The sequence below is a fragment of the Nocardioides phosphati genome (assembly GCF_014646375.1).
Lineage (GTDB): Bacteria > Actinomycetota > Actinomycetes > Propionibacteriales > Nocardioidaceae > Nocardioides > Nocardioides phosphati.
In genome coordinates, this window is record NZ_BMNI01000005.1 from 57,051 (window position 1) to 71,855 (window position 14,805).

The 14,805-nt window shown below is 72.3% G+C and carries 11 protein-coding genes; 4 read left to right on the forward strand and 7 right to left on the reverse strand.

From position 1 onward, the window contains the following. The first annotated feature begins 134 nt into the window (after window positions 1-134). The gene (locus IEX47_RS11245) at window positions 135-1,040 is read left to right on the forward strand and encodes an endonuclease domain-containing protein (protein WP_188784108.1); all 906 of its coding nucleotides are present in this window, start codon (window positions 135-137) and stop codon (window positions 1,038-1,040) included. A gap of 102 nt (window positions 1,041-1,142) precedes the next feature. On the opposite strand, the gene IEX47_RS11250 is transcribed toward IEX47_RS11245, so the two are convergent. From IEX47_RS11250 to IEX47_RS11280, 7 genes are all read right to left on the reverse strand, one after another. Then, a complete protein-coding gene (locus IEX47_RS11250; RefSeq protein ID WP_229662814.1) occupies window positions 1,143-2,516 on the reverse strand; it encodes a HAMP domain-containing sensor histidine kinase in 1,374 nt (457 codons plus the stop codon). Continuing rightward, complete coding sequence (locus IEX47_RS11255; protein ID WP_229662815.1) at window positions 2,513-3,220, reverse strand: response regulator transcription factor; 708 nt, start codon at window positions 3,218-3,220, stop codon at window positions 2,513-2,515. Before IEX47_RS11255 ends, IEX47_RS11250 begins: the two co-directional genes overlap by 4 nt. A 63-nt stretch (window positions 3,221-3,283) precedes the next feature. After that, on the reverse strand, window positions 3,284-3,895 hold the full coding sequence (locus IEX47_RS11260) for a UdgX family uracil-DNA binding protein (RefSeq protein ID WP_188784109.1): 612 nt from the start codon (window positions 3,893-3,895) through the stop codon (window positions 3,284-3,286). 19 nt (window positions 3,896-3,914) lie between these two features. Then, window positions 3,915-4,769, reverse strand: coding sequence for a fructosamine kinase family protein (locus IEX47_RS11265; RefSeq protein ID WP_188784110.1), 855 nt, complete (start codon window positions 4,767-4,769; stop codon window positions 3,915-3,917). After that, the gene (locus IEX47_RS11270; protein ID WP_229662816.1) at window positions 4,766-5,263 is read right to left on the reverse strand and encodes a low molecular weight protein-tyrosine-phosphatase; all 498 of its coding nucleotides are present in this window, start codon (window positions 5,261-5,263) and stop codon (window positions 4,766-4,768) included. The genes IEX47_RS11265 and IEX47_RS11270 overlap by 4 nt, the downstream gene beginning before the upstream one ends. Beyond that, window positions 5,260-5,640: a phage holin family protein gene (locus IEX47_RS11275; protein WP_229662817.1), complete on the reverse strand. Its 381-nt coding sequence runs from the start codon at window positions 5,638-5,640 to the stop codon at window positions 5,260-5,262. The genes IEX47_RS11270 and IEX47_RS11275 overlap by 4 nt, the downstream gene beginning before the upstream one ends. Before the next feature lie 243 nt (window positions 5,641-5,883). After that, window positions 5,884-10,956: a DUF7927 domain-containing protein gene (locus IEX47_RS11280; protein WP_188784111.1), complete on the reverse strand. Its 5,073-nt coding sequence runs from the start codon at window positions 10,954-10,956 to the stop codon at window positions 5,884-5,886. A gap of 406 nt (window positions 10,957-11,362) precedes the next feature. Between IEX47_RS11280 and IEX47_RS11285 the strand changes: the two genes are divergently transcribed. The 3 genes from IEX47_RS11285 to IEX47_RS11295 are packed head-to-tail and all read left to right on the forward strand — an operon-like array spanning window position 11,363 to window position 14,777. Then, a complete protein-coding gene (locus IEX47_RS11285) occupies window positions 11,363-12,496 on the forward strand; it encodes a thiamine pyrophosphate-dependent dehydrogenase E1 component subunit alpha (protein ID WP_229662818.1) in 1,134 nt (377 codons plus the stop codon). Then, a complete protein-coding gene (locus tag IEX47_RS11290; protein WP_188784113.1) occupies window positions 12,493-13,470 on the forward strand; it encodes an alpha-ketoacid dehydrogenase subunit beta in 978 nt (325 codons plus the stop codon). Before IEX47_RS11285 ends, IEX47_RS11290 begins: the two co-directional genes overlap by 4 nt. Beyond that, window positions 13,470-14,777 (forward strand): dihydrolipoamide acetyltransferase family protein, encoded by a 1,308-nt coding sequence (locus IEX47_RS11295; RefSeq protein WP_188784114.1) that lies wholly within the window; start codon window positions 13,470-13,472, stop codon window positions 14,775-14,777. The genes IEX47_RS11290 and IEX47_RS11295 overlap by 1 nt, the downstream gene beginning before the upstream one ends. The last annotated feature ends 28 nt before the right edge of the window (window positions 14,778-14,805 follow it).

Genomic DNA, 14,805 nt, shown 5'->3' on the forward strand with positions numbered 1-14,805 from the left:
GATCGTGCAGCGGTTCGGGTCGTCCGGCGGCGCAGTCGGTGCCCGAACCACTGCACGGGATGCGCTTTCGCGCGTGCGCACGGCCTGTGGAGAGCGGTTTGCCCAGGTCGCGGCAGGTCCGCAGAGTCAGGGACGTGAGTGCATTCGACGACCGCGTGCCGTTCGCCGTGGGCGATGCTCGAGCCGCGGGCATCACCCCCGGACTCCTCCGCGGGCCTCGCTACCGGCAGGTCCTGAGGGGTGTGCACGTGCGCGCGGACGTCGCGGACTGCGTCCAGGTGCGCGCCCGTGCCGCACTGCTGGTGCATCCGCCGTCGGCGTACGCCAGCCATGAGACGGCCGCCGAGCTGCTCGGCGTACCGGTCCCGCCGTCGTCGCTGACGCATGTCACCGTGTCCGCGCGCGCCGACCGTCGACCTCGCGACGGCCTCGCGGTCCACGTAGGCGGGGCCGGTGCGACGGCGGTGGTCGGAGGCGTGAGGGTGTCGTGCGGCACCACGCTGTTCCGGGAGCTCGCAGCACGCCTCGAGCTCGTCGACCTCGTGGTCGCTGCCGACCACCTCCTGGCGAGACGGTGGTGCACGCCAGCCCAGCTCGCCGCCACTGCACACGGGCTCAGGGGTGTCGCGCGCTCTGTCGCGGTCCGCGCGGCAGCCCTTGCGGACATGGGCAGTGAGTCGCCGACGGAGTCGCGGCTCCGGGTGCTGCTCGTCCTGGCAGGATTCCCGCCGCCGGTCGTCAACGGGGTCGTCAACGGCGGCGGGTACCGGCTCGACCTGAGCTGGCCCGCGCTACGGCTGGCGGTCGAGTACGACGGGCAGCACCATCGCGGCGACCTGGGCCAGTGGGGCCATGACCTCCAGCGACGGGAGTGGCTGGACACCAACGGATGGCGACTCGTGGTGGTCATCGCGACCGACCTGTTCCGGCGCCCGGACCGCGTGCTCGCGCGCGTCCAGGAGGCCTGGGCGTCCTGCGGGGGTACCCCGTTCGCGCCGTCGCAGGAGTGGCGCCGGCACTTTCGGGTGATCGGCTCGTGACCAAGGAACTGATCGTGCAGCGGTTCGGGTCGTCTGCCGACTGCCGGCGGACCCGAACCGCTGCACGGTCACCGGTGCGGGCCGCGCGTGACGGGGCTGCCGTCAGTCCGGCGAGACCTTGCCGGGGATCCGGAGGATCAGCTGCGCGCCGCCACCGGGCGCCTTGCCGGCCTCGACGCGACCGGAGTGCCGGAGCGCGATCTGGTGGACGATCGAGAGGCCGAGGCCCGAGCCCGGCATGCCGCGCGACTCGGGCGAGCGCCAGAACCGGTCGAAGACGTGGGGCAGGTCCTCGTCGGAGATGCCCGGACCCTCGTCGACGACGCGGAGCTGGCCGGCGGAGAGGGTGACCGTCACGGTGCCGCCGGCGGGCGACCACTTGGCGGCGTTGTCGAGCAGGTTCAGCACGGCCCGCTCGAGCGCAGCGGACTCACCCGTCACCCACCAGTGGTCGGCGTCCACCTGGAAGTGGACCTCCGGCGCGCGGCGCTTCACCCGCACCAGCGCGCGCTCGACGACCTCGGCCAGGTCGACCGGCTCGACGACGTGGGTCAGCGACTCCTCGCGGCCGAGCTCGACGAGGTCGCCGATCAGTGTGGTCAGCTCCTCGATCTGGGCCTGCACGTCCTCGAGCAGCTCCTCGCGGGCGGCGGCGGGGATGTCGACCTCACCCGACGAGGCCTGGGCCAGCAGGTCGAGGTTCGTGCGGAGCGAGGTGAGCGGCGTACGGAGCTCGTGGCCGGCGTCCGCGACGAGCTGGCGCTGGCGGTCGCGGGAGGCGGCGAGCGCCGTCAGCATCTGGTTGAACGCCGAGGCGAGGCGCGCGATCTCGTCGTTGCCGCCGACCTCGATCGGGCGGAGGTCCTCGGTGCGGGCGATGTCCTCGGCGGCGCGGGTGAGGCGGCGTACGGGCCGCAGGCCGGAGCGGGCGACCGCCCAGCCGGCGAGGCCGGCGCCGATGACGCCGGCGCCACCGAGCAGCAGCATGACCAGGCCGAGCCGGCGGAGCACGCGGTCCTGCGCGTCGAGCGACTGGACGAGCACGACGGCACGGCCCTGGTCGCCCTCGGTGGGCCAGGTGGCGGCGCGGTAGCGGTGGCCGTCCTGCGTGATCGTGCGGACGACGCTGGCGCGCTGACCCTCGGCGACGTCGAACTCCGGCTCGCCGAAGTTGGGTGACCCGCCGTAGTCGGCGGAGTAGACGAGGTGCTCGTCGGTCACGAGGAAGAGGCGGACGTCGGAGGCGCCGAGGAGCCAGGTGGGCACGTTGTACTTGGTGCCGCGCACCTCGACCTCGCGAACGGTCGTGGCCACGGCCTTGGCACGCGCGATGAGCGAGGCATCGAGCGAGGCCTGGGTCTGCAGCCGCACCGTCATGAAGGCCCCGAAGGCGACGAAGGCGATCGCGATCGCCACCGCCATCGTGGTCAGCATGGTGACGCGGCTGGCGAGGCTGCGGCGGTACTGGAGGATCACGGACCCTCGCGCAACACGTAGCCCACGCCGCGCACCGTGTGGATCAGTCGCTGCTCGCCCTCGGCCTCGGTCTTGCGGCGGAGGTAGCCGACGTAGACCTCGAGCGAGTTGGCGGTCGTCGGGAAGTCGTAGCCCCAGACCTCCTCGAGGATGAAGCTCCGCTCGAGCACGCGCCGCGGCCGCCGCAGGAACATCTCGAGCAGCGCGAACTCCGTGCGGGTCAGCTCGATCCGCCGGTCACCGCGGCGTACGTCGCGGGAGGCGAGGTCCATCGTCAGGTCCGCGAAGCCGAGGGTCTCGTCGGTCTCCTGCTCGGCCGGGACGACGCGGCGGAGCAGCGCGCGGAGACGGGCCAGCAGCTCCTGCAGCGCGAACGGCTTGGTCAGGTAGTCGTCGGCGCCCGCGTCGAGCCCGTCGACCCGGTCGCCGATCGCGTCGCGCGCCGTCAGCACGAGGATGGGTACGTCGTGCCCCGCCGCCCGCAGCGCCCGGGTCGCCTCGATGCCGTCGAGCCGCGGCATCATCACGTCCATCACGACGACGTCGGGCTTCACGCTGCCGATGCCGGCCAGCGCCTCGGCGCCGTCGGAGGCCATCGAGACCTGGTAGCCGTTGAACTCGAGCGACCGCCGGAGCGACTCACGCACCGCGCGGTCGTCGTCGACGACGAGCACGTGCGGCTTGGGGGCGGGCGTGGTGGGCACGGGGAAACAATGCCACTGCCTCCTGAAGTCGCGCTGAGAAGTCGCGCGACCCAGGCAGCGACCTCAACCCGCCGCGCGGACCGCCACCTGCAGGTCGCCGACGAGCGCGGCGTACGCCTCGGGGAACTCCGGCTTGCCGCGCAGCCGGACCACCGCGGACGGGTGCGTCGTCAGCAGGACCTGGCGTGCGTCGAGCTGCTGCAGGGTGCCGCGCTCAGCGCCGACCTTCACGGTCCGACCGAGCACCGCGCGTCCGGCGGTCGCGCCGAGCACGACGACGACCCGTGGGTCGACGACCTCCAGCTCGGCGTCGAGCCACGGGTGGCACGCCTCGATGTGGCCGACGTCGGGCTTCTTGTGGATCCGGCGCTTGCCGCGCTGCTCGTAGCGGAAGTGCTTCACGGCGTTGGTCAGGTAGACCCGCTCACGGCGCGTGCCCGCGTCGACCAGGGCCTCGTCGAGCAGCCGCCCGGCCGGCCCGACGAACGGCTCGCCGTCGCGGTCCTCGTGGTCACCCGGCTGCTCGCCGACGAGCACGAGCCGCGCCGTGGGCGGTCCCTCGCTGAAGACGACCTGTGTCGCGGGCTTCCAGAGCTCGCAGCCGCGGCAGTCGGGTGCGGCGTGCTGGAGCTCCTCGAGCGTCGGATCGGCGGGGACCCAGGCTGATGCGTCCATGACCGCCCCGTACCCCGATTCAGAGGAAGGCGCGCGCCAGCCGTGCGGCCCGGTCGCCGTAGCTGCCACCGAACATCGCTGCGTGCACCAGCAGCGGGAAGAGCTGGTGCAGCCCGATGCGCTCCTCCCAGCCGTCGGCCAGCGGGAAGACCTCTTGGTACGCCGCGAGGACGCGCGGCAGCTGCGGCAGCCCGAAGAGCGCGAGCATCGCCAGGTCGGTCTCACGGTGGCCACCGTGGACCGCCGGATCGATCAGGTGCGCGCGCCCGTCGGCGCCCCAGAGCACGTTGCCGTTCCACAGGTCACCGTGGAGCAGCGCGGGCGGCTCCACCGGCACGAGCGCGGCGAGGCGGCCCATCGCTGCGGCCACCGCCTCGGCGTCGTCGGCGTCGATGGCACGGCGTTCGAGCGCGAGCCGGAGGTACGGCGCGACCCGCTGGCCGGCGTAGAAGTCCGCCCAGGTCGCAGCCGTCGCGTTGGAGAGCGGCAGCCGGCCGATCCAGCCGTCCTTGTCGCCGCCGAACCCCGCACACGGCGCCTGGTGGAGCGCGGCCAGGTCGCGGCCGAGCTGGTCGGCGGCGTCGGCTGTCGGGCGCGCCGGCTCGATCCACGGCAGCAGCAGGCATGCCTCGTCGTACGCGAGGGGGGTGGGGACGGGTGCTCCCGCCTCGGCGAGCCGCTGCAGGCCGCGGGCCTCGCTGGCGAAGAAGCCGGGCGGCGGCCCGGCCTGCGACTTGAGGAGCACGACGCGGCCGTCGGAGAGACGCAGCCGGGTGGCGGTGTTGATGTCGCCGCCCGCGACGGGGGCCGTCGAGACGACCGCCGTGCCGAGCAGCTGCTCCGCACGTCGCGCGATCGCCGACTGCCGGGTCACGGCTGCGGCACCCCCGCGAGCTCCTTGACCAGGACGTCGGCGGTGCGCTCGATCATGGCCAGCACGTCGTCGAAGCCCTGCGGCCCGCCGTAGTACGGATCGGGCACGTCGCCCTCGCCCTCCGGGTCGAACGCGCGGAACATCAGCAGCCGCTCCTCCGGGACGCCGAGCGCGCGGAGCTCGTCGTGGTGCGAGGAGTCCATCGCCAGCACCACGTCGTACGCCGAGGCGTGGGCGCCGCGGAACTGCTGCGCGCGGTGCCTGCTGGCGTCGTAGCCGGCGGCGGTGAGGGTGGCGGCCGAGCGCCGGTCCATCGGCTCGCCGACGTGCCAGCCGCCGGTGCCGTAGGAGTCGACGGTGACGTCGAGCCCGGCAGTCGCGACGCGGTCGTTGAGCACGACGTCGGCGACGGGCGAGCGGCAGATGTTGCCCAGGCAGACCACCGCGACCCGGTAGCCCGGGCCCTGTGCGGGAGGCAGCGCTGCGGTCGTCACGACCTGTCCTCGTCGGGGAGGAACGCGCGGGTCAGCGACGCGACGAGCGTGATGACCAGGCTGCCGAAGAGCGCCGTCCAGAAGCCTTCGGCGTGGAAGCCGACGTCGAGCTGGTCGGCGAGCCAGCTGGTCAGCAGGAGCATGAGGGCGTTGATGACGAGGACGAAGAGCCCGATCGTCAGGATGATCACCGGGAACGAGAAGAACTTCACGACCGGCTCCACCAGCGACGTGACCAGGCCCAGGAGGACCGCGGCGCCGAGCAGCGGCACGAGCTTGTGCTGCCAGTCGGCTCCCTCGACCGAGATGCCGTCGAAGAGCCAGGCGGCCGCCGCGAGTCCGGCCATGGTCGACACGATCCAGATGAGGAGCTTCACGCAGCCAGATTAGGCCAGCGCCCGTGAACGGCACGCGTCGTCGGGGCGGCGAGGTCCCGGGCGTCCGGGTGCACAGGGGCCGCGACTCTGGTGCACGTGCACCAAAGTCGACCCGACACCGCCCACCGGGAGGTCGATTCAGGGGCACGTGCACCTGAGTCGCCCCCAGGCATCCGCACGACCAACGGCGCGTGGCCCGGACCCTGGCGAACCAGGACCCGGGCCACGCGTCGTACGGGCGGGTCACTCCTCCTTGCGGCGGCGGGTGAGGATCAGGCCGGCGCCGATCAGCACGAAGGCGGCGAAGCCCAGGGGCAGGATCGAGGCGGGTGCTCCGGTCTGGGGGAGCGGCGACCCGTGCGGCGTACCTGCCGGCGGCGGCGTCGAGCCGGGGACGAAGACCTCCGGCGGGGCCGTCATGGAGGCCGTCACGACCACCTCGTTGGAGGTGAGGGTGTGGTGGACCATCGGCAGGGTGGCCATCACCGCGGAGGCCACACGGGCACCCGCTCCGCCACCCGCCGTCCGGGCCAGCCGTGCCACCTGGCCGGCGTCGGAGGCCTCGACGGCCTCGTCCCAGGCGAGGTAGCCGATGTTCCACAGCGTGGAGGTGTAGGTCTCCTCCGGCTGCAGGACCAGGTCGGACGGGGGCTCCGGGAAGACGACGTCCATGACCGCGGTGCCGCCGATGGTGTCGCCGGCTGCCGGGGTGATGTCCCCGATGTCCCACGTGACCAGCTGCGTCACCGGGTCGACCGTGACCGTGCAGGTCAGGCCCTCCGCACACTTCGCGGAGCCGGGGACGAGCGTGGCGTCGAGGGTCGAGACGTTGTCCTCGGGGTTGAAGCCGGGCACGTAGTCGGTGACCTCCACGTTGTGGAAGTTCTTCGGCCCGGTCGCGGCGACCCGGACGACGTAGCGGACCGTGTCGCCGAAGCCGACCTTGCCGTCGCTCTCGACCCAGCTGCCGCCGACCTTCTCGTACTGCTTCTTGGCAACGATGGCGAGCTGGCCCTCGGCGAAGTCGGTCACCACGATCGGTGCCATCTGTCCGCCGCTGACGAAGTTCAGCTCGTCGACCTGGACGCCCATCACCGGGTCCTTCGGCAGGTCGTAGCCGGCAGGTGCACCGGTCTCGACCAGCAGGTAGCACCCGTGCTGGAGGTCGTTGAAGAGCGCCTGCCCATCGGCCTCCGTGACCGCGGTGCCCACGAGCACCTGGCCGTCGGCGCCCGGCTCGACCGAGAAGTCGCAGCCACCCTCGGGCACGGGGCCCAGTGACCAGACCTGGAACGTCGCGCCGGCGAGCACCTCGTCGGTCTCGAGGTCGCGCTTCTCCACGACCATCGTGGTGACCGGCGGGGTGAGGGTCGTGGTCTCGCACTCGGCGTTGTCGTCGGTGCCGCCGGGCACGTCGCCCGGGGGCACGCACTCGCCGCCGTCGTCGGGCGCCGGGGTGGCGATGTTGTGGAGCGTCGCGTCCCAGGCACCGGCGTTGATCTCGACGACGTACGACACGGTGGTGGTGTCGCCCGGTGCGAGGTCGGAGATCGCCCAGCTCAGCGTCGTCCCGTCGAGGGACAGGCCGTCGCCGAGGGAGACGATCGTGGCGTCGTCGAGGACGTCGGAGAGGTCGTCGGTGATGACCGTGTCGACGAGCGCGTGCTCGGTGTCGTTGTGGACGGTGAGCGTGTACTTCAGGTGCTCACCGGGCTCGGCCAGGCCGTCGCCGTCGCCGGGCTCGTCGAGCAGTGCGACGTCCTTGTCGAGCGTGTAGTGCGGCGTGTAGTGCTCGGTCTGGTCGCACGGCTGGTCGTCGACGACCAGGCACGGCACCGGGCCGGGCGTCAGGACGTTGTCGATCTCGGAGTTCCACGCGTCGGCCCCGACGGTGACCGTGTAGGTCAGCGTCAGTGGGGTGTCGCCCAGCTCGTCGACGTGCCAGGTGATCACGCCGTTGCTGATCGTGGCCTCGGCGGGCAGGCCCGAGACCCAGCCGTCCTGGACACCGGTGAGGGTGTCGGTGACGTCGAAGTCCTCGACCGGGACGCCGTTGCCCACCTTGGAGAGCGTGACCGTGTAGTCGATCTGCTCACCGGGCTGGACCGTGGAGCCGCTCGGCGGGTCGGACGTCTTGGAGACCGTCCACTCGCTCGGGATGGCGTGGTTGGTGATCGTGCAGGTCACGCTCGTCGCGAGCGGCACCGTCACGGTCGACCCGCTGAGGTCGAGGGTGTCGTCGCCCGCCACACAGCTCCAGCCGGCCAGGTCCGCGGCGTACGTCGTCGGGCCGGTCTCGGAGAGCACGTAGTCGCCCGCGCTGACCGCCGAGCTGGCGCCGCCCGCTCCGCTGAGGGTCGGCTCGCCCTCGAGCGTCGGGTCGGCCGTCAGGGTGAACGCCGAGGCGGCCGTCTCGTCGCCCGTGGTGCCGTGGTCGATGACCTTGACCAGGGTCAGCTCGGAGGCGCACTGCACGGTGTTGAGGATCGTGTAGTGGTTCGTGCCGGCCCAGACGGTGGTGTCGTACGGCAGGCTCTCGTCCGCGGTGGAGCCGTGGCTCTCCACGAGCCGCGAGCCGGTCTGGCGGCAGAGGTCGTTGCCGATGGTGACGTCCTCGCCGAGCGTGAGCGGGGCGCCGCGCAGGAAGCCGCCGATCGCGGTGTCCCAGTCCTTCGGCTGGCCGTTGACCATGAGCTGCGCGTCGAGCTGCAGGTTCGACGGCTGCGTCCCGTCGAGCATCGGGTCACCACCGTTGACCGACCAGTACTTGTCGACCTCGACGGTGGCAGGCACCGCGACGTTGACGATCGTGCAGGTGATGTCGTCGGCCACGGCCAGGGTGACGGCGTCACCCGTCACGGCCACCGGGTCCTGCGAGGAGTCGACGCACTGCCAGCCATCGGCCCGCGCCTCGTAGCCGATCGGACCCGTCTCGCTCAGGTCGTAGGTGCCGACCATGACGTCTCCGCTGACCGTGGGGCCGGGGCCGCTGAGCGACGCCCGCCCGTCGATCTCCGGGGTCGCCGTCAGCGTGAACTGCGAGGCGTCCGTCAGGTCACCGGTGTCGCCCGGGTCGACGATCTTGACCAGCGTCAGGTGCGGCGCGATCGCGGTGTTGGTGATCTGGCAGGTGACGTCCTGGCCCATCGCCAGCGCGACCGATCCGTCGGTCACGGCCACCGGGGTGGCCCCGGCGAGGCAGCTCCAGCTGCCCGCGGCGTACGTCGTCGGGCCGGCCTCGGTGAGCGCGTAGCTGCCGGCCTTCGTGGCGCCGGAGACGCCGGTGGCGCCGGAGATCGTCGCCTGGCCGCTGATGCCCGAGGGGGTGGCGGTGAGCGTCCACGCGGTCGCGGCAGTGGTGTCGCCGGTGCCGTTGTGGTCGACGTTCTTGACCAGGGTCAGGCTGCCCGGGCTGTCGTGGTTGGTGAACGTGCAGGTGCGCGTCTGTCCCGCAGGCACCTGCACGCTCGTGACCGGGCCGGACCCGCAGTCGATGCCGGTCAGCGTGTAGTGCGCCGGACCGCCGGTCTCGGAGAGGTCGTAGGTGGCACCTGCGGCCACCTGGAAGGTGTGACCAGCGGTGGAGCCCGCAGTGGTCAGGTCGGCACCGCCGCCGGCGGGGGATGCGACGAGTGTGAAGTCGCCCGGTACGGCGGTGCCGCCGTTCGTGTTGGCCACGGCCTTCTTGAGCACGAGCGCGCCACCACAGGTGACCTCGTTGGTGATCGTGGCGTGGTTGGCGCCGCCGCCGAGCGTGACGTCGTGGGGGAGCGTCGTGCTGTCGGGTGTGGTGCCGTTGACCTCGGTGACGCTGCCGTGCGTCGTACCGGCCCAGTCGCAGAGGTCGTTGCCGAAGCTGACGGACTCGCCGAGCGAGACCGACGTGCCCTGGAGGTAGCCGCCGAGCGCGGTGTCCCACGGCTGGTTCGCGCCGTCGACGGTGAGCTGGGCGCCGAGGCCCAGCACGGCGGGCTCGGAGCCCTCCTGCACGGGGTCACCGCCGTTGATCACCCAGTACTTGTCGACCTCGAGCGAGGAGGTCCTGCTGTTGGTGAACGTGCAGGTCACCGCCTCGTCGTCGGCCAGGATGACGCTCACCGCGTCACCGCTCCGGGTGACCGCCTTGCTGCAGCTGATGCCGGTGAGGTTCCACCCGTCGGGGATGTTCACCTCGCCCGCGGTGGTGGTGCCCGGGGGCACGCGGTAGGTCACGCTGTTGGGCAGCGTCGCGTCGTCGTCGTCGTCGAGGTCGAACGTCGCGTCGAGGTTGTTGGGCGCCGCGAGCGTGAAGTGGAAGTCCTGCGCGGCGTTCGGCTGGGCGTCCTTGACGATCGTGATCGTGCCCGCGTCGACGGCGTCGGCCATCAGCTGGTTGTCGCGGTTGCCCGCGTCGCAGCCCCAGGTGCCCGTCGTGCTGGTCAGCGAGAAGTGGTACGGCGCGCCGCTGATCGAGCCGGCGCCGCTGCCGGGGCCGTAGTCGAGCTCGGAGGCGATGTGGCCGCTCCAGAGCAGGGTGGCGGTGGCGTCCGTGGCGTCGGTGATCGTGAACGTGATGAGCACCGAGATCGTGCCGGTCGGCGTCGTCGTGGGCGCCGGCCCGTCGAACCCGGTCGGGTCGGTGGTGCTCGACCAGGTCGCCGTCGCGCCGGTGCTGCCGGTGATCGCGAGGTCGGCGACGTAGTCGTAGGCGTACTTGCCGTTCTTGGTGCGGTCGAACGTGAAGCCGAGCGTGTACGTGCCCGGCACGAGGCGCCCGAGCTCGACCTTCTGCGGCACGTAGTCACCCTCGGCGTAGTTGCTGTTCTGCTGGTTGAGGGCACCGTTGAGCCAGGTCCCGCCGCCGCTCTCGAGCGTGTTCTGGTCGAAGTCGGTGACCGTGCAGTCCGGGTCGGCGGTCGTCGCCGCGGACGTGACCGACGAGGTCTTCAGCGAGGGCTTCCCGCTGCCGGTGGTGCTGCCACCACTGGTGTCCGTGCCGCTCGTGCCGCCGGTGGTGTCGGTCGTCGTGACGTCGGGCGTCGTCTGCTGGTCGGGCGCAGGTGCTTCCTGGGCCGTGGGCGACGGCTCCGTCGGGGCAGGCTCCTGGGCCGCCGACGTGTCCGCCGGCGGCTGGTCAGCTGTCGAGTCCGGTGGCGGATCCACCACCTCCGTCGCTGTCACGTCGCCTGACGCGGTCGCCGCGTCGTCGGCGTACGCCGGAGCGAGCGTGAGGAACGGGACGGTCAGGAAGGCGATCGCAAGCGAGAGCGCCATCCGGAGCAGGCGTACGACGGGTCGCGGACCGGCAGAGCGGTCGCGGGGTGAACTGGTGGTCACGGTCTATCCCCCAACGGTGCAGGTCCTCCGTCGCCCGAGCGGCGTGGCCTGGATGAACTGCACGCCCCGCCGTTGCCGTGGTCGCGGCGATGGTGAGGCCAGAGGCGTCGCGCCCGAGAGAAGCCCCCATGGCTCCCGGCGACGACATGTCAGCGCTTCGATACTTGTGCCGCGCAGGCTCGTGCCGCACTGGGGGACGACCCCGGGCCCTCCTCCGGGGGCACCGGTGCTGGGGGACCCCAGTGCCGGATGGGCGACCCCGGCCCTCGGGTTGACCGCGCCCCGCCGAGTTTGCTGCGCGACACCACGGGAGATGGGTACGTTTGACCTGTGGCCCGGCCCACACCAGTCCTGGTCACGACGTCCGCGACGGCGACCCCGTCACGGCAGATTCAAGGGAGTCGACGTGTCTGACCCGATCCAGCTCCTCACGGCCGACGGCACCCGGGTGGAGCACCCGGACGTCGCCTTCACGCCTGACGCCGCCCTGCTCGCCCAGCACGGCGACGAGGCTGGCGTCCTCAAGGCGCTCCTGCGCGACATGAGCCTGCTGCGGCGTTTCGACGTCGAGGCGACCGCGCTCCAGCGCCACGGCGAGCTCGGCCTGTGGCCGCCGAGCCTGGGCCAGGAGGCCGCGCAGATCGGCGCCGGCCGGGCCCTCGCCCGCCAGGACCACGTCTTCCCGACCTACCGCGAGCACGGCATCGCGTGGTGTCGCGGCATCGACCCGGTCGGCCTGCTCGGCCTCTTCCGCGGCACCGACCACGTCGGCTGGGACCCGGTCGAGAAGGGCTACGAGCCGGTCACGATCGTCATCGGCGCCCACGCGCTCCATGCGGTCGGCTACGCGCTCGGTGTCGTCCATGACGGCGCTGTGGGCACCGGCGACGCGGCGCGCGACACGGCCGTCATGGCCTGCTTCGGCGACGGCGCGACCTCGCAGGGCGACGTCAACGAGGCGTTCGTCTTCGCGGCGTCGTACCACGTCCCGGTCGTCTTCTTCGTGCAGAACAACCACTGGGCGATCTCCGAGCCCCTCGCCCGGCAGACCCGGATCCCGATCGCGCAGCGCGCCGACGGCTTCGGCTTCCCGAGCTACCGCGTGGACGGCAACGACGTCCTCGCGACGTACGCCGTCGTACGCCGGGCGCTCGAGCACGCGCGCTCGGGCCAGGGCCCGGTGCTGGTCGAGGCGGTGACCTACCGGATGGGTGCCCACACGACGACCGACGACCCGACGCGCTACCGCACCGACGACGAGCTCGAGTCGTGGCGCCGCCGCGACCCGATCGACCGGCTGGCGGCGCACCTGCGCGCCGAGGGGATCGCTGACGACGCGTGGTTCACGGCGCTCGACGCGGAGGCCGAAGAGCTCGGTGCCGACATCAGGGCGCGCTGCAAGGCGCTGCCCGACCCGTCGCCGCTCGCCTCCTTCGACGAGACCTACGTCGAGCTCACCCCCACCCTCGCCGCCCAGCGCGCGGAGGTGGTCGAGCTCATGGACCTCGACGGCGCCGAGCACGAGGAGGTGGCCCGATGACCACGCTGACGATGGCGAAGGCCCTCAACGCCGGGCTCCGGCGCGCGATGGAGGGTGACGACAAGGTGGTCCTCCTCGGTGAGGACATCGGCCGCCTGGGTGGCGTCTTCCGGATCACCGAGGGCCTGCAGAAGGACTTCGGCGAGAACCGCGTGCTCGACACCCCGCTCGCCGAGTCGGGCATCGTCGGCACCGCGATCGGCCTGGCGCTGCGCGGCTACCGCCCGGTGGTGGAGATCCAGTTCGACGGCTTCGTCTACCCGGCGTACGACCAGATCGTCTGCCAGGTCGCCAAGCTCCGCACCCGCTCCGGCGGCCGGCACGCGCTGCCGATCGTCATCCGGATCCCGTACGGCGGCGGCATCGGCGCGGTCGAGCACCACAGCGAGAGCCCCGAGGCGCAGTTCGCGCACACGCCGGGTCTCAAGGTGCTGACGCCGTCCAACCCGGTCGACGGCTACTGGATGCTGCAGCAGGCGATCGCCCACGACGACCCGGTCGTCTTCCTCGAGCCCAAGCGGCTCTACCACTCGATGAAGGCCGAGCTCGATCCCGCGCTCGAGCCGGGGCCCCTCTTCGCCTCACGCGTGGTCCGCCAGGGCACCGACGCGACGCTGATCGCCTACGGGCCGACGGTGCAGACCTGCCTCGCCGCTGCCGAGCAGGCCGCGGAGGAGGGTCGCTCGCTCGAGGTGATCGACCTGCGCACGCTCTCGCCGCTCGACCTCGGTCCTGCGGTCGCGTCCGTGACGAAGACCGGCCGCGCCGTCGTCGTCCACGAGGCGCACCGGTCGTTCGGCGTGGGCGCCGAGGTCGCCGCCGCGGTGACCGAGCACTGCTTCTACGCGCTCGAGGCGCCCGTGCTCCGGGTCTGTGGCTACGACACCCCCTACCCGCTCTCCCGCGTCGAGCACGAGTGGCTCCCCACCGTCGACCGCGTGCTCGACGCCGTCGACCGGGCGGTGGCCTTCTGATGGCGGACTACCTCCTGCCTGACGTCGGCGAGGGGCTGACCGAGGCCGAGATCCACGCCTGGCACGTCGCTCCGGGCGACGTCGTGAAGGTCAACCAGGTGCTGCTCGAGATCGAGACCGCCAAGTCGATCGTCGAGCTCCCCTCGCCGTTCGCGGGCACGGTCGAGTCGCTGCTGGTCGACGCCGGCCAGACCGTCACCGTCGGCACCCCGCTGGTCCGCATCGCCGACCCGTCGGCGCCGCCGACCTCCACCAGCCCGCCGGCCCACACCGAGGACGTCGCCACCGGCACCGCGGAGCAGGGCGGCGGCTCCGACGGACCCGAGACGCTCGTCGGCTACGGCCCCCGCGAGACCGTGTCACGCCGCCGCCGGCGGGGCGGGGTCCATGCCAACGCCCTGGCGCCTGCGCGCCCGGCGCCGGCCCCCGTCGCGGTGCCTGCCCGTGCCCTCGCTGCTCCGCCGGTCCGGCTGCGCGCGCGTGAGCTGGGCGTCGACCTCAACCAGGTCCGGTCCTCTCGTGCCGACGGCGTCGTCACGATGGGCGACCTCGCCGCACACGCGAGTGGCGCGGCCGCAGCACCCGAGATGCCCGAGCTGAAGGACCGCGAGTACCGCGAGCCGGTCAAGGGCGTACGCCGGATGATGGCGCAGGCGATGGTGGAGTCGGCGTACTCCGCTCCGCACGTCACGCTCACCGTCGAGATCGACACCACCCACTCCGTCGACCTCGTGCGCGAGCTGCGCCAGGACCCGCGCTACGCCGGCGTCCGGCTCACCACGCTGACCCTGATGGCCCGCGCCTGCATCCTCGCGCTGCGCGAGTACCCCGAGCTCAACGCGCGCTGGGACGGCGAGGCGGTGACGTTCCGCCGCTACGTCAACCTCGGCATCGCGGCCGCCACCCCGCGCGGGCTGATCGTGCCCAACATCAAGGACGCCGCCGACCTCTCCGGGCCCGACCTCGCCCGCGCCGTCGAGGGGCTGACCGAGACCGCCCGCGCCGGCAAGAGCCAGCCCGCCGACCAGACCGGTGGCACGTTCACCATCACCAACATCGGCGTGCTCAAGGTCGACTCCGGCACCCCGATCATCAACCCCGGGGAGTCCGCGATCCTCGCGGTCGGCGCCATCCGGCGGAAGCCGTGGGTGATCGTCACCCGCGACGGCGGCGAGGCGATCGCGATCCGCGACGTGGTGACCTTCTCGCTCTCCGTCGACCACCGCTTCATCGACGGCGAGAAGGCCTCGCAGTTCCTCGCCGTGATCGCGGCGTTCTCCGAGAACCCCGCCGGCCTCGGCCTGTAAGGGCGCGTCTCCCCACGACGTACGCCGG

Excerpts from the sequence above, each read along its gene's own strand:
- IEX47_RS11260 (WP_188784109.1), bottom strand. The coding sequence starts at position 3,895 with ATGGACGCATCAGCCTGGGTCCCCGCCGATCCGACGCTCGAGGAGCTC.
- IEX47_RS11290 (WP_188784113.1), top strand. The coding sequence starts at position 12,493 with ATGACCACGCTGACGATGGCGAAGGCCCTCAACGCCGGGCTCCGGCGC.
- IEX47_RS11295 (WP_188784114.1), top strand. The coding sequence starts at position 13,470 with ATGGCGGACTACCTCCTGCCTGACGTCGGCGAGGGGCTGACCGAGGCC.